Raw genomic sequence first — 18,584 nt, 5'->3', positions numbered from 1 at the left:
GATTTGATGTATGTTTCAAAAAGTAGCCATTTTGGGTGTAGGATTGATTGGTGGGTCTTTTGGATTGGAACTTAAACGCAGGCGCTTGGCGCGCCAGGTTGTAGGCGTCGGTCGTTCCAAGGCTAATCTTATTCAAGCAAAAAAAAGAAAGCTCATCGACACCATTGGGGTCAATCTTGAGTCAAGTGTTCGTGATGCCGACCTTGTAGTGCTTGCAGGTCCGGTTCAAGCTATTTTAAGACATTTAAAAGATATCGCTCCCCATTTAAAAAAAGGGGCCATTGTCATTGATGTTGGCTCAACCAAACAAACCATTGTTGATCAGGCTTCCAAAAAACTTCCCAAACATGTTTTCTTTGTGGGGACTCACCCCCTGGCCGGTACTGAAAAATCGGGAGCTATGGCGGCCATTCCCGATTTGTTTCGGGGAAAGTCATGTTTGATCACGCCTGTGGCGACGACACATCCGGTTGTCCTTAAAAAAGTGATGCAGGTTTGGCAAAAAATGGGAGCCAAGACCATTCTTGTTCCTCCCAAAGAGCACGACCGGCTTTTGGCTTATACCAGCCATTTGCCGCAAGTAATGGCCACCACTCTGATGAATGTTATTAGTCAAGGGTTGCCCATCGAGACGATCAAGCAATTTTCAGGGGGAGGTTTTCGTGATACCACGCGCATTGCAGCTTCTCCTGCAGAAATGTGGCGGGACATCTGTTTTTCCAACAAGCCCCATCTTTTGAAAGCCATAAAAATTTTTCAGAAAGAACTCACAAAAATTTCCAATTTTCTTTCCAAAGGAAAACAAAAGAAAATGTTGAACTATTTTGAATCCGCTCAGTCCCTAAGACAAAAAATCTCATGAACTCAATCACGATTCATCCTGCCCAAAAACTTGAAGGGGCTATCACTGTTCCAGGGGACAAGTCCGTTTCCCATCGTGCCGTGATGTTTGGTTCGTTGGCTGAAGGGGAAAGCCGTGTTGAAAATCTGCTTTTGGGCGAAGATGTTTTGTCCACCATGCGTATTTTTCAACAACTGGGGGTGCGCATGTCCCACAAACCAGAGGATTTAAGTCCCAGTGACACCCTTGTTATTTCCGGGGTGGGGCTTGATGGCTTAAGGCCCTCCGATCAAATTTTAGATTGTGGTAATTCCGGCACAACCATGCGTCTGCTTCTGGGGTTGTTGGCCGCCCAGCCTTTTACATCACGTTTTACCGGAGATGCCTCTCTTAATCGTCGCCCGATGGAAAGGGTGATCGAACCTCTTAAAAAAATGGGGGCCCAGTTTGAAGTCAACCACGAGGCGAGTGGAAGACGCATCATTACGGTGAAGGGGAATAAAAATTTAAAAGGCATTGATTACACAATGCCGGTGGCCTCAGCTCAGGTGAAATCGGCTATTTTGTTGGCAGGATTGTATGCCAAAGGGGAGACAGTGGTGCATGAACCTGCCCAGTCGCGTGACCATACGGAACGCATGCTTAAAGGTTTGGGGGCTTTCTTCAAATCAAGAAAACTGACCCATTCTGTTCGTCCGGGGTCAAAGCTTAAAAATTTTCAGATGAGGGTGCCCGGTGATTTTTCAAGTGCTGCTTTTTTTATGGTGGCAGGGCTTGTGGTTCCTCATTCAAAACTTCTTATTCAAAATGTGGGTGTGAATCCGACGCGGGATGCCCTGATGAGTGTGCTAGAAGAAATGGTTGTTTCCAAGAAGGGGAGTAAAGAAAAAAAACTTTCGCTTGTAGATAAACGCGAAGTGTCCGGTGAACCCGTGGCGGATATTGAAGTTTTAAGTGCGGATCTTAAAGCCATATCCATTGGTGGGGATATTATTCCAAAACTCATTGATGAGATTCCCGTTTTTTCAATTGCTGCGGCTAGGGCCAAAGGGGATTCTGTGGTTGCCGATGCCAAAGAATTGCGGGTCAAGGAAAGCGATCGCATCAAAACCATGTGCCAGCATTTAAAAACCTTGGGAGTGGGGGTTGATGAAAGAGAAGATGGCTTTAAGGTTCATGGCGGCAAACCCTTTCCTTTTAAGGCAGGGAAGTTTCAAAGCTTTGGTGACCATCGCGTGGCGATGAGTTTGGCTGTTGCGGCGCTTGTTGCTGATGGCCCTTCCGTCATTGAAGATATCGACTGTGTGGCCACTTCTTTCCCCGGTTTTTTTGATCTTCTTTTGAAATTATCGCTAAAGTCGGTGTAAATTTCCCCTCCAAATTTAAGTCTATATAAGTAAGTCTATATAAGTAAGTTGACAAATAAGGGATCGGTTTATAAGTAAGAAGTTGAATTACGAGTGATGAGTCATGAGAAAAATTTTGGTCTCATCACTCATCACTCATAACTAAAAGGAGTCCACCCCATGTCCACCACTCAAGATATTACCGAAAAAAACAAATCCATTGCCCTGGCCCTTTCCAGCATTGAAAAGCAGTTTGGCAAAGGTTCCATCATGCGATTGGGGGACGATGAAGCCTCAAGAAACAAGGCCATTGATGCCATCCCCACCGGGTCGCTGGCTTTAGATATTGCCCTGGGTATTGGGGGGCTTCCTCGTGGACGTATTGTTGAAGTTTACGGCCCGGAATCATCGGGGAAAACAACACTCACCCTCCATGTGGTGGCTGAAGCCCAAAAACTGGGAGGAATTTGTGCCTTTATTGATGCTGAGCATGCCTTGGATGTTCAATATTCCAAAAAAATTGGGGTTAAAACGGAAGATCTTCTTATTTCACAACCCGATTATGGCGAACAAGCTTTAGAAATTGCTGAAACCCTTGTCCGTTCCAATGCCGTGGACGTGATTGTGATTGATTCAGTGGCGGCTTTGGTTCCCAAAGCAGAAATCGAAGGGGAAATGGGGGATGCCACCATGGGGGCCCAGGCCCGTTTGATGAGTCAGGCTTTGCGCAAGCTGACAGCCACTGTGGCCCGTTCCAAAACCCTTCTTATTTTTATCAACCAAATCCGTATGAAAATCGGTGTGATGTTCGGGAATCCTGAAACAACTACTGGAGGTAACGCCCTCAAGTTCTATGCCAGCGTACGCATGGATATTCGTCGCATTGGGGCGATTAAACAAGGAGAACAAATGGTAGGGAATCGTACCCGTGTGAAAGTTGTAAAAAACAAGGTGGCTCCTCCTTTTCAGGAAGTGGAATTTGATATGTTTTACAATCAGGGTATTTCCAAAGAATCGGATATTTTAAATTTGGCTGTGGAACATGAACTTATTGAAAAAAGCGGTTCCTGGTTTTCTTATGGCCCCGAACGCATTGGGCAGGGGCAGGAAAATGCTGTTCAATTTTTGAAACAAAACAATGGCATCACCCAAAAAATTGAAACCGAGATCCGCAAATTGGCAGGGCTTGGTGGGCCGGAAGCAGCAAAGGCCGCGTTGGTTGCAGAGAAAGATAAAAAAGCGGTGAAGAATTAACATATCTCCGTAGGGCGAACCTTGCCTGCCCGCCTCAGGAGGGTGTTCGCCCTACAATCCAATATCCATGACAGGCAACGAAATCCGCGAAAAATTCCTTAAATATTTTGAAAGCAAAAAACATAGCCGTGTTGCGTCAGCATCGCTTGTGCCCCAAAACGATCCGACCCTGTTTTTTGTCAATGCCGGCATGGTTCCCTTTAAAGACGTTTTTACCGGGCAGGAAAAACGTCCGTATTCCCGCGCTACCAGCTCTCAGAAATGTTTGCGTGTTTCTGGCAAGCATAACGATTTAGAAAATGTCGGCCGCACACCGCGTCACCATACTTTTTTTGAAATGCTGGGCAATTTCTCCTTCGGTGATTATTTTAAAAAAGAGGCGATTGCCTATGCTTGGGAATTTTTAACCAAGGAAGTCGGCATTCCCAAGGAATGGCTCTGGATTACGGTGTTTCGCGAAGATGACGAGGCCGAACAAATTTGGATGAAGGAGCAGGGAGTGCCCAAGGAACGCATTCTTCGTCTGGATGAAAAGGATAATTTCTGGTCCATGGGCGAAACGGGACCTTGCGGACCATGCTCAGAAATCCACGTGGATTTAAAACAATTGCATGGAGAGGGCGTTGCGAAAGGAAACCCAGCGATCAATGATGCCGATTTTATGGAAGTGTGGAACTTGGTCTTCATGCAGTTTGACCGGGATGCTTCCGGAAAAATGACACCCCTTCCCAAACCCTCCATCGACACCGGCATGGGCTTGGAGCGCTTGGCGGCAGTCCTCCAAAAAAAGAAAAGCAATTACGACACCGATTTATTCCAGCCCATCCTCCAATATTTTGCGAAGCGCACCGGGAAGGTTTATGGGGCCAACCCCAATGACGATGTCAGCCTGCGTGTTTTGTCGGATCATCTCCGCGCTGCGGGATTCCTCGTTGGCGATGGCGTGCAACCCTCCAATGAGGGACGGGGTTATGTTCTTCGCCGCATTATGCGCCGGGCGATCCGCCATGGAAAAATTTTGGGGATGAAGGAACCCTTTTTTCACGAAGGTATCGGCATTCTTGTCCGCGAAATGGGGGGCGCTTATCCGGATTTGAAGAAGAATCAGAGTTTCATCGAGAAGGTAGTGAAGACTGAAGAAGAGAGATTTTTGGAGACACTTGAAAACGGGTTAGGGGTTTTAGAGGAAAAGATGGATCGAGCAATAAAGCAAGGACGGAAGGAAGTAAGCGGGGAATTGGCATTTCGGCTGTATGATACCTTCGGTTTTCCTCTAGATTTAACACAACTTATTGCGGAAGAACGCGGCTTGATAGTGGATCAGAGTGAATTTGATCGCAAAATGGATGAGCAAAAAAAGCGCGCGCGGGCCGCCTGGAAGGGGTCGGGGCAGGAGAAGGTCGGCGAAATTTATCGCCAGATTTTCAATGAAAAAGGAAAAACAAAATTTGTGGGTTACGAAGCGCTTGTCGCTGACTCAAAGATCACGGCGTTGTTGGTCGAGGGGCAGGTGGCCAAAGAAGTGAATGTTGGGCAAAGTGTTGAAGTCTGTCTCGATCAAACGCCTTTCTACGGTGAGTCTGGCGGACAGATGGGAGATTCCGGAATAATTTCTTCCTCGAGCGGAAAAATACAAATAGAAGACACGCAAAAACCTGTTGATGGTTTGTGGGTGCACCACGGAAAAGTTTTGAGCGGAAGTTTTAAAGCGGGAGAGAAGGTTCATACAGAAGTAAGTTCGGCGACGCGAAGGCCAACGATGCTCAATCATACAGGTACGCACATCCTTCATGCTGCTCTCCGCGAAATTCTTGGAGATCACGTCAAACAAGCCGGTTCGTTAGTGGATGCGGAGCGCCTGCGTTTTGATTTTAGTCATTTTGAAGCCCTAACGCCCGAACAAATCCAAAAAATTGAAACACGAGTGAACGAAGTGATCCAGGCCAATTACCCGGTCACGAAGGAAGAAATGAGTTTGGAACAGGCCCAAAAGAAGGGCGCTCTTGCTTTTTTCGGCGAAAAATATGGCGACCGTGTACGTGTGGTAACCGTGGGCCCCTACAGCATGGAGTTTTGCGGGGGCACGCATTTGAATGCCTCGGGCGAAATCGGTCTGTTTAAAATCACGAGCGAGTCCTCCGTTGCCTCCGGAGTGCGCCGTATCGAAGCCATCACGGGGATGGCGGCCTTCAAAGCCTTCCAGGAACAGGAGCGAACGCTCAAACAATTAGCCGATACTCTGAAAGCAACACCGTTGGAAGTTTCGGATCGTGTCAAGAAGATGAATGACCGTATGAAAGCTTTGGAGCAGGAAATTTCAAAACTAAAAACCAAGGTTGCCAGCGGTGGAGCCGGTGCCGATTATATGTCCCAAGTGAAGGAGATCAACGGAGTCAAATTGCTCGCGTTTGAAGCAGAGATCGATGACCCCAAAGCGCTGCGAGATTTCTCCGACCAGGTCAAAAATCGTCTGGGAAGCGGCATTGTTGTGCTGGCCTCCAAATCTGACGGAAAAGTTTCTTTGCTCGTCACGGTTAGCAAGGATTTGACATCAAAATACCAAGCCGGAAAAATTGTTGGTGAACTGGCACAGATTGTCGGTGGTAAAGGGGGTGGTCGGCCGGATATGGCGCAGGCAGGGGGAAATCAGCCAGAAAAAATTTCAGAGGTTTTTAAGAGAATAACCGAATTATTGTAGGCGAACCTTGTGTTCGCCCGTAAATAAGGGCGCAGCAAGCAGCGCCCGTACGGGTCACCTGCCTGAGGCAGGCACGGCGCGACCTGTCACTACCGTTAATGGACGAACACCCTCCAAAGGCGGACAGGTAAGGATCGCCCCTACACATTATCCTCTTTAAACACATGCAAACCACATTCCTTGTGGTCATCGCCCTTAACATTAAACCAGCGCCAACGACCGGCGCGGCGGGGTTCTCCAGGGCCGATGGGGGTGGTGCAAATCACACAGCCGAGCGATTCGTAAAACCACCCGTTTTTATTTTCTTTAAGGAGAGGGTGGAGGGGGACTTTGTTTTTGGCGATGTAATCGCGCAATTGTTTTTCTGTCCAGTCGACAAGGGGGGCCACTTTTAAAATGGGCCTTTTTTTGGGGCCATGTTCAATGATCTGGAATTTTTTTGTACCGGCCCGCGATTCGGACTGGTCAGTTCGTAAACCCGTAAGCCACACATCCAAGGTTTCAAGTACGCGTTCGTTGGGTTCTACTTTGCGCAATTGGCAGCAGTATTCCTGTTTTTCTTTGCTATCAAAAAAGAGGAATTCTCCATGGTCTTTGACCATTTTTTCGATTTTTTTTGGATCGGGTTTGAGGCGTTCTATTTTGAATCCGTATTTTTTTTCGATTTCACCAAAGAGGGTATAGGTTTCTGGAAAGAGGCGTAATGTGTCTATGGTAAAAATGCGGGGTCTGGCCTTTCCATGCGAGGCCATATCGATCATGACGGAACCTGTGAGTTGACCACTGGTGCCAATGGCAGCACGGTTTCCAAAACGCTTGAAGATTTCAGTGATCAAGGCTTGGGGGTCGCTGATTTTTTCTAGGTCGGGAATGATGTTTTTGTCGATGGACATGGGGTTCTTTTGTAGGGGCAGGTCTGTGACCTGCCCTCATATGGCGTCACAGACCTGCCCTCTACGGGTGGGTCACAGACCCACCCCTACATCATAAAAATTGTTTTTCTTTCAAAAATGCCAATACGTTTTCAACGCTTTTCGCCACTTCTTCTTTTCCTGTATTTAAAACCAAATCAGGCTTAAGGGGGGCTTGGTAAGGGGAAGTAATCCCCGTAAAATCGGCAATCTCACCCGCCCGGGCTTTTTTGTAGAGCCCTTTGGGGTCACGTTTTTCACAGGTGGCCAGATCAGCTTCACAATAGATTTCAAAAAAGCGTTCGGCACCGATGATTTTTTTTGCGGCTTCACGGTCTTTGCGAAAGGGCGAAATAAAAGAAGTGATGGCAAGCACATTGGCATCACAAAATAGTTTGGTGACTTCGGCCAAACGGCGGATGTTTTCGGTGCGATCCGTGTCTGAAAATCCAAGATTGCTGTTCAACCCATGGCGGATGTTGTCGCCATCTAAAACAAAGGCATTCTTTTTTAGTTGAACCAATGCGGCTTCCACTTCATGGGCAACCGTCGACTTGCCAGAACCCGAGAGGCCTGTAAACCAAAGCACCATCCCTTTTTGTCCTAGAAATTTTTCACGTTCGGCAGGTGAGACTTGACCATGATGCCAGACAATATTGGTTGCTTTTTGCCTCATGAATTGGTTGTAACACCGGCTTGATGAAATTCTCAATCAAAAAACAAGGCAAAACGGGCTTTGCCCGTTTGGGTGAAATAAGTACCCCCCATGGCATTATTCAAACCCCCGTGTTCATGCCGGTGGGAACCGTGGGCACTGTCAAGGCCCTACGCCAGGATGATCTTAAAACGCTGGGGGCGGAAATTATTTTGGGAAATACCTATCATCTTTATTTGCGCCCCGGACACGAGCTTATCAAAAGGCGGGGAGGGCTTCACAAGTTTATAAGTTGGGATTACCCCATTCTTACCGATAGCGGTGGTTTTCAGGTTTTTAGCCTGGGACGTAATCCCCAATCCCGCCAAGTTCCCCGTGATGAGGCAAATCCGGCCACTCGAAATACCAAACTTGCTCGAATTACAGAAGAAGGGGTCGAATTCCAATCTCACGTTGATGGATCCAAACATTTTATGAGGCCGGAAGATTCAATAGCCATTCAGGAAGCTTTGGGTGCTGATATCATCATGGCCTTTGATGATTGCACGCCCTATCCGGCCACCAAGGAAGAGGCGCGCACTTCAATGGAACGTACTCTCCGCTGGGAAGAACGTTCCCTTAAAGCAAAAACCCGTGAGGATCAGGCCCTGTTTGCCATTGTCCAAGGCGGCCTATATCCGGAACTAAGGAAGGAATGTCTGGAAAGGTTGATGGAGATTGGAAGTCGGGGTGGGGGATGTCATGATTTTTCCGGTTACGCCCTTGGAGGCCTCTCAGTTGGTGAGCCCATTCCTCAAATGTATGAACTAGCCGAATACAGCGCCTCTCTTTTACCCAAAGACAAACCACGTTATCTCATGGGTGTTGGGACGCCGGAAGATTTGGTTACCTGCATCGATTTTGGTCTGGACATGTTTGATTGCGTCATGCCCACGCGCAATGCCCGCAATGGCACGCTTTTTACCGAAACAGGATCTGTTGCCATCAAACAGGCCCAGTTTGCCGAAGATGACGGCCCCCTTGATGCCCAGTGTTCTTGTTTGACCTGCCGCAATTATTCCCGGGCCTATCTTCGGCATTTGCACATGTCCAAGGAAATTCTTTCATCCATTTTAAGTTCAATTCACAATTTACATTACTATTTGAATCTGATAAAAAAAATCCGTCTTGCAATTCAAGACGACCATTTTGATCAATTCAAAAAGGAATTTTTTAACAAGAGGAACCAACTATGAATCTCTTTTTTTCTTCCATGGCCATGGCCCAGGAGCAGGCAGCGGCCGCTGCACCCCAAGGCAGCCCCATCAGCATGTTTTTACCCATGATCATTGTCGTGGTTGTTTTTTATTTTCTTATTTTCCGTCCCCAACAAAAACAACAAAAGGTGCGCAAGCAGATGCTTGGCGAACTTAAACGGGGTGATGAAGTCATCACCAATGGTGGTATTTATGGCAAGGTGACCGATCTTGCTGAAGCTTATGTCATGCTTCAAATAGCGGGCAATGTTGTCGTTAAATTAGACCGCTCCCAAATAAACACAGTGTTGAATCCTGTTTCAGACAAGAAGGAGTCCTGATGAATTCCAATTGGAAGTTAAAAAGTGCAACCACTTTGGCTTTGGTTGTTTTGTCCATTTATATCTTGATTCCTTCCTTTTGGGGGATTTCCGGTTCAGGGCAAAAAAGCTGGCAAAAATTTTTCCCCCAGAAAATTTTGAACCTTGGTTTGGACTTAAGAGGGGGGCTCTACCTTGAAATGGATGTCGATCTTGATGATTCATTAAAAAACCGTGTCGATCTGCTGATTGCCGAAATGGAACGGTCTTTTCCCAAAGAGACTTTTGCCGATCTTAAGCTTTCACGCATGGACCCTACAAATAACGTTCGTGTTCAAATTCCTTCAAGCCAATCTTCCGACTTTATAAATAAACTCAAGGACATTTTTGGGGATATTTTTGTCAAAGGGGAATCCGTTGAAAACGGGTTCGAGCTAAAATTGGCTGATCCTTATGTGTCGCGCTTGAAAGAAGAAACCTTAAAGCAGGCAGAAGAAGCCGTGCGTAATCGCATTGACCGTTTTGGTGTATCGGAAGCTTCCATCCAAAGGCAGGGGGATCAAAGGCTTGTCATTGAATTGCCTGGGCTTAAAGACCCCGACCGCGTCATTGATATCGTGAAAAAAACGGGTTTGCTTGAATTTAAACTGGTGGATGATGCCGAAAAAACAAATTTGGATGGCCTTGTCAAAGAAGCCTTTTCCCAGATTGGGGTACAAAACGATTATTCCAAACAAGCCGTTGAAAAAATAAATACGGTTCTCCAGGGTAAAATCCCTGAGGATGCCGAGGTTGTTTTTGAACTTGAACGTGACTCCGTTTCTCACCAAATTACAAAAGGCATTCCTTATCTTGTTAAAAAACGTACGGATGTTTCAGGCGATATGTTGCAAGATGCGCGTGTAGGTATTTCCAATAATGAACCCCATGTAAGCCTTAATTTTAACAACGTAGGTTCCAAAAATTTTGGTGAACTTACCAAAAACCACGTCAGAGAACGGTTGGCTATTTTGCTTGATGGAGTTCTGGTGACAGCGCCCGTCATTAACGAACCCATTTTGACAGGGCAGGCTCAGATCACCCTTGGATATGGTGATTATAAATCCCTTCTAAAAGAAGCCGAAGATTTGGCCCTTGTTTTACGAGAAGGAGCTTTGCCAGCTTCCTTAAATGTCGTGAATAAAACGGTTGTGGGGCCTTCTTTAGGAAAAGACTCCATTAAAATGGGGCTTACCTCCATCATGGTGGCGGCTTTTGTGGTGATTGTTTTTATGATGATTTACTACAAACTGGGTGGAATTATTGCCAACATCGCCCTCATTTTAAACATTGTTTTTCTTTTTGCCATCATGGCCCTGTTTCAGGCTTCTTTAAGCTTGCCTGGTTTGGCGGGGATTGTCCTTACCATGGGGATGGCTGTTGATGCCAACATCATTATTTTTGAACGCATGCGTGAAGAGCAAAGGCTGGGGAAAACAGCGCGCTCCATCATTGAAAGCGGGTACGATAATGCCATGTCCGCCATTGTCGACTCAAACATCACCACTCTTATTTCCGGTATTGTTTTGTATCAGTTCGGCACGGGGCCCATCAAAGGTTTTGCAACAACCCTTTCCATCGGGATTTTAACCACCATGTTCACAGCCATTGTGGTGACGCGGTTGATGTATGATTATTTTGTTTATGGCAAAAAAATACAGAAAGTGAGCATTTAAAATAATGAAGCAACAAAATTCACAGTCAGAACCTGGTTCAAAAGCAGAACGAAAGGTTTTCCATTTTTTAAACTATAAATGGCATTTCATGGCCATTTCCATTTTCTTTTTTGTGGCCAGTTTGTATCTTTTGTTCACCAAAGGTCTCAATTACGGTGTTGATTTTTTGGGAGGTATTAAGCTTGTCTATCAATTTAGTGGTGATTTAAATGAAGGAAATATTCGTGGTCAAATTGAAGGGCTTGGCTTGGGTGATGTTCAGGTGGTTAGTTTTGGAGAAAGTTCCAAACGCCAGTTTCTTATAAAGACAAAGGCCATTGATGGTCGTAATGTGACTGATGAAATTACCTCAAAATTAAAGACCCTCGATGCCCAGGCGGAACTTGTTTCAGAAGAAAACGTGGGCCCCAAGGTAGGGGCTGAACTGAGGAAACGCGGGGTTTTTGCCGTTGTTTTAACTTGGGTTCTTATTTTGGTGTATGTGGGAATACGATTTGATTTTCTGTTTGCCCCTGGTGCCATTGTGGCCTTGATTCACGATATTGTTATTCCCATTGGTTTTTTTGCCCTTTTGGGGAAGGAATTTAATTTGCCCATTTTGGCAGCGTTGCTTACCATTACTGGGTATTCGGTTAACGATACCATCGTCATTTATGATCGTGTTCGCGAAAATTTAAAAAAACTTCCTGCATCCATCCCTTTGACTCAGGTAATTAATCAGTCCCTTACTGAAACATTGTCCCGCACTATTGTCACTTCACTGACTGTGTTTTTTGTTTTGTTGGTGGTGTTTCTTATAGGGGGGCCGGTTCTTCATGATTTTGCTTTTTGCATGTTGTTGGGGATTGTTTTTGGCAGCTATTCCACGATTTTCATTGCATCTCCTGTTTATTTGGGGTTGCAAAAGATTTTCCCTCACCATGGGCTTCAACGTCACTCCAAGAAAAAATGAAAAAATGGTCTCTTCCACAGCTTAACCAGGAAGAAATTAGAAACTTTGCCGACCAGCTTAAGCTGTCGCCTTTAGTTGCCTCCCTTCTTTATAACCGTGGAATTACAAGTTTGGATCAAGCCCGGGATTTTCTTTTTGCCGACTTGAAGGATCTCCCCAATCCTTTTTTGTTGGCAAGCATGGACGTGGCTGTGGCACGCATTTTAAAAGCCATGGATGCTGGCGAGAAAATAACCGTTTATGGTGACTATGATGTGGATGGGACGGTTGCGTCCTCCCTTTTGTTTCTTTTTTTTAAAGAGATCGGTTTTCCCGTGCATGTGTATATTCCCCACCGGTTGAAGGAGGGATATTCCTTAAACAAGCAAGCCCTTCAAAAATTAAAAAATGACGGGACAAAAATTGTCATCACAGTTGACAACGGGATTGTGGCCCACCAAGAAGCCCTCTTTTGTCGCGACTTGAATTTGGATCTTATTATTACCGACCATCATGAAGCTTCTTCTCAATTGCCTGAAGCCTTGGCTGTTCTTAATCCAAAAAGAAGCGACTGCTCTTTCCCGGCTAAACAGATTTGTGGAACGGGTGTCGCCTTTTTTTTCGTCATGGCTTTGCGTCAAGCGCTAAGGGAGAAGGGGCATTTTTCAAACCGACCCGAACCCAATCTGAAAAAATTTCTTGATCTGGTGGCCTTGGCCACCGTGGCTGATGTGGTCCCATTAACCGGAGTCAATCGTATTTTGGTCAGGAACGGATTGGGTCAATTAAGAAAGACATTCTGGCCAGGATTGCGTGTTTTGAAAGTAAAAGCCCAGGTGGGGGAGGATGCCGATGCGACTTCTTTGGGGTTTCGGTTAGGTCCTCGTATTAATGCAGGGGGCCGCTTATATGATGCCATGACAGGTTTCAGGATGCTGACAGCCTCTAGTGAAGACGAGGCGCTCCCCTATGCGGACAGTCTGGAAAAAGCCAATGCCGAAAGAAGAAAAATCGAACAGGATATTTTGGACCAAGCTATTTCTCTTGTTGAGTCTAATGCTGATTATTCCAAAAAGCTGAGTCTGGTCCTGTTTCATGAGTTGTGGCATCCGGGAGTGATTGGCATTGTCGCCTCACGGTTGGTTTCAAAATATAGTAAACCGGTTATCTTATTGGGTCTGGATGGCCCCAATCTTAAAGGTTCGGCCCGTTCCTTTGGGGGCTTGTCCATGGTTGACCTGTTAAGAACTTGCCAAGAGCACTTGATAAAATGTGGGGGACACAAGGCTGCCGCGGGGCTCAGTTTAACCAAAGAAAATTTGCATTCCTTTGTTGCTGCTTTTGAAGAAGCCGTCAAAAGCCGGGTTTCCTCGGATGATTTAAAACCCCATCTTCGTGTGGATGCTCATTTGTCACTTAAAGAAATTCATGTTCAACTTTTAAAAGAATTACAATTGTTGGAACCTTATGGTGAAGGAAATCCCCAGCCTGTTTTTGTTTCCACCAATAATACGATTCGTTCTGCCAAAATTGTGGGAACGGATCATTTAAAATTTGATCTACAACAAGAAGAGGCTAGGTGTAGAGCCATGGCCTTTAAAATGGGGAAATACCATTCAAGTTTGGGAGAAAAGGCAGATGTTGCTTACACTTTAAATTTAGATACTTATTTTGGTGACCCTCAAGTAGTTCTTCATATCAAAGATATCCATTCTATTATATAGCTCAATAAAATGAGTTAGTTAGACAATATTTTTCTTTTTTATGCGGCGCGTTATTTTTTGTGTTGACAATTTTTGACGCGTTGTGTTACTCAAGAAACCGTTGGTTGGTTGAGAGGAAATTAAAAAATTTTTAAACGGGGAGAATTTATGGTTGCCAAAAATAAAAATCACAAAAAGTTTTTAAAAAATCGTTTTAATCAAATAAACAAAGCCATCGGTAAATTTGAAACTGAGGTTGAAAAAGCCGTTAACAAGTTTATGAAACGTGGCGAAGAATCAAGCCGCATTATTCGTAAAAATCTTGAAGAAATTTTGGAAAAAATCAGTGCCTCTGAAGTTTATTCCAAGGCCTCTGAAAAAACAGAAGTCATTACCAAAGAAGTTCGTAAAATTGCTGATGATGTTTTGTTAAAGCTTAAGAAGTTTGATTTGGGCAAGGCCAATGGGGTTCTTAAAGAAGTCCGTGAAGGTATTGACCAGATTGTCGAAAAGGTTCAGCATCTTGAAATTGTTGAAATTGCCCGTGAGAAGGCTGTGGATACACGTAAGCAGGTATTAAATGTGCTTCGTATCCCTTCCAAAGATGAAGTTGAAAGCCTTTCTCGCAAAATAAAGGGTTTGGAAAAGAAGATCGAAAATCTTTCCAAACAGGCTGCTTAATCGTTTTTTAAAAGCTACCTCCCTCTAAAAAAGGCCCGTTGGTGGAGAGTTTACTCGAAACCAGCGGGCTTTTTATTTTTTTCCTCCATTTCATCTTACTTTAAAAAATCGTGGGCATAAGAGAAGGAATCTTGCATAATAAGCAATTCATGCAGCCATCACGAACTTTTAAAGTAGGTTTGATTTTCTTACTTGTAGCCCTTGTTTTGGGTTCAGCCTATTTAGTCCGTGTTTTTCGGTTTAAAGCCTCCATCCCTTATAAATTAAGTGCCACCCTGGTTACAGGAAGCCCCGAAATCGTAGATGCCATTGGGCCCATTATTTCTTTGGGGCATTTTCCCCGTTGGAATGTCCATCAAGAAAAAAACTGGGCCGAAGCCCATATTGAATTCAAAGTAATTGGACAAACTGACCAGGGTGAAGCTGAAGTGTGGTTGTATCAGGAAAATGGCATCTGGCTTATTAATGACGCTGTTTTAAGGATTGAAGGCAAAACCGAGCTCAGCCTCATCCCTCTTGAATTAGTTAATTTTACGTTTCATTCGGAGTCAAGCATAGGGCCTCTCAATGAAAGTCATGAATATGAGCTGGGGGAAGATATTTTCATCAAACTCGTTTTGGGACGTTTGCACCGGATCAATGGGCGTATCAAGGTGAAAGAGGGGATTACAGTCAAAAATGACAAGGGAAAGGAAGTCTATTCAAATCCTTCTTTTATGGTCTTTGATGAGCAGAGCGATACGACGGTTTACACTTTTGAAAATACATTAAAGTTGGATGAGGCGGGGACTTATCATATTGCCATCGATGTAGCCGATGAACTCACAGGCCGTGTTGAAAGAGTGGAGGATAAAATCAAGATTGTAGAACCCCAAACGGTCAAAATAAGATCCTTTCAACTCAAAAAAAATGGTTTTGATGGTGTTGTCAATGAATCCGGTTTGTTTAAAGAAGGAGAAGTTATTTATGCTTCTTTTCAGGTGATGGGGTTTAATTTGCGTACAGGGCAAATTGCCATAGGGGAAGATCTTTTTGTTCTGGATGCAGACGATAACCCTGTATGGCAAAGCCCCAATATTGCCAGCCTCAAAAAAGCGTGGGCCACCGATGAGATTGTCCTGTTCCAAAACAAGATCGAATCCCTAAAAGCAGGTTCTTATAAGTTAAAAGTGATCATTCGTGATGAGAACCATGATGTCTATGACAGCCTTATTGTCCCCTTTAAGGTGGAGTAAATTCTTTTTCCCTCATGGCTTTTCCCCAAATTTGGGGTATTCTATTTTAGGCTATTCTATTTTAGACTTGCCTTTAACCTTCAGAAAAATTAAGGCAAGCCATTATGGGAAATGAATTAACTGTCTGTCTACAAAAGGAAAACTATCAAGATATCCATCTCCAAAAATCAGGATCATCCGAGTTAAAATTAAAGCAACTTCAAACCAATGCTGAAGCTATTAGAACATGTTTAAGCAATGATCCCATGGCACAAGCCCAAAGGCTTCGCGAAGATTTCGAAAAATTTATTCAAAAATATCCTGAAGAAGATACAGCCTATCCGCGCACCTGGTTTTTTTCTGAAACGCCACCCTCTCTTACCCCCCCGGCAAACCAAGATACCAATGTCCAAGAATGCCTTAAGGAAAGATACAAATTGTACTCTGAAAATGATGGACTTGATTTTGGAGAGAAATTTGATGAAAACATAAAGACCATCCGTGCCTGTTATGGGGCTTTCCCTCAATTACTTGATTGGCGTTTAAATCTTGAAAGGGAATATACGAAAACAGCATTAGGCCTCCTGTTTTTTATCCGTAATGGAGAAGAAAATAGAGCGGTACAGGCTCAAACATTTGAGGAAGCTCATCCCCATCTCTATCAACCCTGGGAACCTAAACTGCCTGAATCGGAATTAACCTATTGGGATATATCGTCGGAGGTCGTAGAGTGTATGGTAGCAGTCATAAACACGATGACACTCGGAATGCCGATTTTGCTCACCTACTCTGAGAGGGGAAAATTTGCCCAGCATTTGGCTTTAACCAGGGATCTCATTTATTTTCACGACGAAGGTGTGGTGTACGATGATGATTTTAATTTTCATATTCCTAAAAAAAATAAACTGGTGGGCCCTAAGAACTTAAAAGAGGTCCAGCAATGGGTTAAGAATTTTGATTTCCCCCCTAATGTTACGCGTCTTTTGATTACGTTTAAACAAGACGGTCAAAATATCTATTATCTTGTACCCATTGAAACCTTTCCCGAACCCAATCCAAAGGATTTTGAAGTGTGCTCTTGGGAACTCAAAGAAACCACTCCCCATTGCAAAGGTATGACTCTTGCCCCTTCTTTTGACAAGGCGCGTGAACAATACCATCATGCCCTACGCACTATCGCGCTTCTTCAAGGATTTCATGAAAACAAAAACATTCAAGTAACTATTAACGCAAAACCTGCACAGTTAATGAATGTTCAACTTTTATAAGTTTTTCATATGGCTACAACCAACAAAATAGAAAATGTTTGTCATGCGATTCAAAAAACCGATATCACTCTTGAGGCTCCAAATGGTGGCTTTGTTAATGGAAAAAATATTCGTTTCAAGGATGCCTGTAACCAACTGTTCTCTGAAGCAAGTAGAATTCCACTGTCAGATGAGTTTGAAATGATTAATCCAAATCATGTGAAAATTCTTGCACAATTTTCAACTCAGACTGGTATTAAAATTCGAATAAGACGTGATGCCTCACGATTTTCTGCCCGAGCAAATCCAGATGGAAATAAGATTGAGTTCGCCCCAATCGTTGACAGCGGGGCAAAAGGAATCAAGCGTGCCTTATTCCATGAGTATGGGCACATACGTGACAATGTTGTTATAAAAAAGAATGCTTCAGCAAGATTTGCTTTACCAAAGGAGGCTTCTCTTGAGCAACGGAGAGAAGCCCTTTTCCAATTATTAATATTGATGCGCCATGAACTCACACCAAAAGAGCAAGCGCGTTTCGATGCGTTCAACACAAAAATTATTGGAGATATAGAAAATCTAAACGGGTCTAACATTTTTGCGTTGTTTGATACCATAGACGAAGTTTTTCGTTATGGTGAGGAGATAAACACGGCAACTTTTAGGTCGTATGCCATGTCGGATCATTTTCCTTTTTATAAAAAACCAACGCCAAATTTCGTGGGAGAGAGATATGATCCATTCATCACGCCAGAGAACAAACGCATTGACCTAAAACTTTCATTTGCTCGAGCCCGCTTGGAAGAAGCAGGACTTTGGGAAGAGTTTCAGGCCAAGCTTTCTACTTCTGATAAATATGACCCTTCATCTGTAGGAAAGGAAGATCCTGAAGTTGTTGAATTTTTAAGACTTGCTCTCCGTGGTTCAGGAAAGTATCCAAGGGCTCCCCAAGAATGGAAGCCTTGACACATCCCAAATTTGAAGCTTAATAAACCCCAAATTTGAGCTTAATAAATGAATTGACTCCTTCGTAAAGGAGGACTAAAGGCTTCCCATCTTTGTAAAAGAAATCGAGGTGGCGGGTGAAGCAGTTCCTGTGGCTATTTTTCTTCTTTTTTTCTTTTTTCCCTTCGCAATTAGTTATTGCTGATCATGATCGTGCGTCAGCGAATGTCTTTAACCTGAACCAAACCATACAGAATTCCCTAGCGGCTAACGATACGACTGATTGGTGGAGAGTCAATATTGCCCCACTCTCTGCCGGTGCCTTTTTAGAAGTCAAGCTGACTGTCCCTGCCAATGCCGATTTTGACCTTCAAGTGACCAACGGTAATGGAACTGTCCTTGCCTCGTCAGCTCGCGGTGTCGGTCAAACTGACTCTGTTCGCTTTCAGATGAATTATTCAGGGAATTATTATGTTCGTGTTTATTACTGCTGTGGCAATGTCTATGGAAACTATGGTCTGAGTGCGATTGTAGAAGGAGCTGACTTCTGGACCGAAAATTATCAAGATGGTTCTGATTTTTCTCCGGGTCAGGTTTTTACCAAGCGATGGACATTGAAAAATACGGGATCGCTTGCTTGGAACAACGGAACCTGTCTTCGGTATGTAAGTAATTCCGGCACGAGAATGAGCGGCGTCGGTTCGGTTTGTGTTCAAGGGTCCGTCAATCCGGGATCAACTTATGACTTTAATGTTTCGATGACGGCACCACAGCAGGTTGGCAATGGGTATCGTGAGGATTGGAGGCTCGCTAATCCCAGCGGAACAGCTATTCCAGTTTATGGCAATAACCAGTTGTTTAACACGGTATGGATTATTGCCGATGTTG

At 44.4% G+C, this 18,584-nt stretch carries 15 protein-coding genes and 2 pseudogenes (2 of these 17 running past the window's edge); 15 read left to right on the top strand and 2 right to left on the bottom strand.

Features of this window, described 5'->3' with window-relative positions; all coding sequences use genetic code 11:
- Positions 1-10 precede the first annotated feature (10 nt).
- The 4 genes from A2048_03205 (at position 11) to A2048_03190 (ending at position 6,139) form a co-directional block, all read left to right on the top strand.
- Positions 11-862: a hypothetical protein gene (locus A2048_03205; GenBank protein ID OGP07749.1), complete on the top strand. Its 852-nt coding sequence runs from the start codon at positions 11-13 to the stop codon at positions 860-862.
- On the top strand, positions 859-2,208 hold the full coding sequence (locus A2048_03200) for a 3-phosphoshikimate 1-carboxyvinyltransferase (protein OGP07748.1): 1,350 nt from the start codon (positions 859-861) through the stop codon (positions 2,206-2,208). Before A2048_03205 ends, A2048_03200 begins: the two co-directional genes overlap by 4 nt.
- Before the next feature lie 159 nt (positions 2,209-2,367).
- The gene (locus A2048_03195) at positions 2,368-3,441 is read left to right on the top strand and encodes a recombinase RecA (GenBank protein OGP07747.1); all 1,074 of its coding nucleotides are present in this window, start codon (positions 2,368-2,370) and stop codon (positions 3,439-3,441) included.
- Between the two features lie 67 nt (positions 3,442-3,508).
- Positions 3,509-6,139, top strand: coding sequence for an alanine--tRNA ligase (locus A2048_03190; GenBank protein ID OGP07746.1), 2,631 nt, complete (start codon positions 3,509-3,511; stop codon positions 6,137-6,139).
- Between the two features lie 140 nt (positions 6,140-6,279).
- Here A2048_03190 and A2048_03185 read toward each other — a convergent pair whose 3' ends face one another.
- Together A2048_03185 and A2048_03180 are read right to left on the bottom strand one after the other, a co-directional pair.
- Positions 6,280-7,026, bottom strand: coding sequence for a hypothetical protein (locus A2048_03185; protein ID OGP07783.1), 747 nt, complete (start codon positions 7,024-7,026; stop codon positions 6,280-6,282).
- Between the two features lie 97 nt (positions 7,027-7,123).
- The gene (locus A2048_03180; protein ID OGP07745.1) at positions 7,124-7,726 is read right to left on the bottom strand and encodes an adenylyl-sulfate kinase; all 603 of its coding nucleotides are present in this window, start codon (positions 7,724-7,726) and stop codon (positions 7,124-7,126) included.
- Positions 7,727-7,749: 23 nt separating this feature from the next.
- On the opposite strand from A2048_03180, the gene A2048_03175 reads away from it, so the two are divergent.
- Positions 7,750-8,940, top strand: coding sequence for a tRNA guanosine(34) transglycosylase Tgt (locus A2048_03175; protein OGP07744.1), 1,191 nt, complete (start codon positions 7,750-7,752; stop codon positions 8,938-8,940).
- Between the two features lie 23 nt (positions 8,941-8,963).
- Entirely contained in the window at positions 8,964-9,281 is a 318-nt protein-coding gene (locus A2048_03170; protein OGP07782.1) for a preprotein translocase subunit YajC, read from the top strand.
- A complete protein-coding gene (locus tag A2048_03165) occupies positions 9,281-10,975 on the top strand; it encodes a protein-export membrane protein SecD (protein ID OGP07743.1) in 1,695 nt (564 codons plus the stop codon). Before A2048_03170 ends, A2048_03165 begins: the two co-directional genes overlap by 1 nt.
- A gap of 4 nt (positions 10,976-10,979) precedes the next feature.
- Positions 10,980-11,927 (top strand): protein-export membrane protein SecF, encoded by a 948-nt coding sequence (locus A2048_03160; GenBank protein OGP07742.1) that lies wholly within the window; start codon positions 10,980-10,982, stop codon positions 11,925-11,927.
- Positions 11,924-13,630: a single-stranded-DNA-specific exonuclease RecJ gene (locus A2048_03155; protein OGP07741.1), complete on the top strand. Its 1,707-nt coding sequence runs from the start codon at positions 11,924-11,926 to the stop codon at positions 13,628-13,630. The genes A2048_03160 and A2048_03155 overlap by 4 nt, the downstream gene beginning before the upstream one ends.
- 147 nt (positions 13,631-13,777) lie before the next feature.
- Positions 13,778-14,290 (top strand): hypothetical protein, encoded by a 513-nt coding sequence (locus A2048_03150; GenBank protein ID OGP07740.1) that lies wholly within the window; start codon positions 13,778-13,780, stop codon positions 14,288-14,290.
- 149 nt (positions 14,291-14,439) lie between these two features.
- On the top strand, positions 14,440-15,525 hold the full coding sequence (locus tag A2048_03145) for a hypothetical protein (GenBank protein ID OGP07739.1): 1,086 nt from the start codon (positions 14,440-14,442) through the stop codon (positions 15,523-15,525).
- A gap of 104 nt (positions 15,526-15,629) precedes the next feature.
- Positions 15,630-16,772, top strand: a complete 1,143-nt coding sequence (locus tag A2048_03140) for a hypothetical protein (protein OGP07738.1) — start codon at positions 15,630-15,632, stop codon at positions 16,770-16,772.
- Between the two features lie 9 nt (positions 16,773-16,781).
- Positions 16,782-17,717, top strand: coding sequence for a hypothetical protein (locus tag A2048_03135; GenBank protein ID OGP07737.1), 936 nt, complete (start codon positions 16,782-16,784; stop codon positions 17,715-17,717).
- Between the two features lie 116 nt (positions 17,718-17,833).
- Positions 17,834-18,584: pseudogene (locus A2048_03130) on the top strand (hypothetical protein) (it continues 50 nt past the right edge of the window).
- A pseudogene (locus A2048_03125) lies at positions 18,565-18,584 on the top strand (hypothetical protein) (it continues 7,180 nt past the right edge of the window). The pseudogenes A2048_03130 and A2048_03125 overlap by 70 nt, the downstream one beginning before the upstream one ends.

It is taken from the genome of Deltaproteobacteria bacterium GWA2_45_12 (assembly GCA_001797365.1).
Classification (GTDB): Bacteria; UBA10199; UBA10199; order UBA10199; family UBA10199; genus UBA10199.
This window is presented reverse-complemented; position numbering and strand designations above follow the sequence as displayed.

Coding starts and splice junctions, on each gene's coding strand:
- A2048_03175 (OGP07744.1), top strand. CDS start 7,750: ATGAAATTCTCAATCAAAAAACAAGGCAAAACGGGCTTTGCCCGTTTG.
- A2048_03160 (OGP07742.1), top strand. CDS start 10,980: ATGAAGCAACAAAATTCACAGTCAGAACCTGGTTCAAAAGCAGAACGA.
- A2048_03145 (OGP07739.1), top strand. CDS start 14,440: ATGCAGCCATCACGAACTTTTAAAGTAGGTTTGATTTTCTTACTTGTA.
- A2048_03180 (OGP07745.1), bottom strand. CDS start 7,726: ATGAGGCAAAAAGCAACCAATATTGTCTGGCATCATGGTCAAGTCTCA.
- A2048_03190 (OGP07746.1), top strand. CDS start 3,509: ATGACAGGCAACGAAATCCGCGAAAAATTCCTTAAATATTTTGAAAGC.
- A2048_03200 (OGP07748.1), top strand. CDS start 859: ATGAACTCAATCACGATTCATCCTGCCCAAAAACTTGAAGGGGCTATC.
- A2048_03150 (OGP07740.1), top strand. CDS start 13,778: ATGGTTGCCAAAAATAAAAATCACAAAAAGTTTTTAAAAAATCGTTTT.
- A2048_03195 (OGP07747.1), top strand. CDS start 2,368: ATGTCCACCACTCAAGATATTACCGAAAAAAACAAATCCATTGCCCTG.
- A2048_03170 (OGP07782.1), top strand. CDS start 8,964: ATGGCCCAGGAGCAGGCAGCGGCCGCTGCACCCCAAGGCAGCCCCATC.
- A2048_03205 (OGP07749.1), top strand. CDS start 11: ATGTTTCAAAAAGTAGCCATTTTGGGTGTAGGATTGATTGGTGGGTCT.
- A2048_03140 (OGP07738.1), top strand. CDS start 15,630: ATGGGAAATGAATTAACTGTCTGTCTACAAAAGGAAAACTATCAAGAT.
- A2048_03165 (OGP07743.1), top strand. CDS start 9,281: ATGAATTCCAATTGGAAGTTAAAAAGTGCAACCACTTTGGCTTTGGTT.
- A2048_03155 (OGP07741.1), top strand. CDS start 11,924: ATGAAAAAATGGTCTCTTCCACAGCTTAACCAGGAAGAAATTAGAAAC.
- A2048_03135 (OGP07737.1), top strand. CDS start 16,782: ATGGCTACAACCAACAAAATAGAAAATGTTTGTCATGCGATTCAAAAA.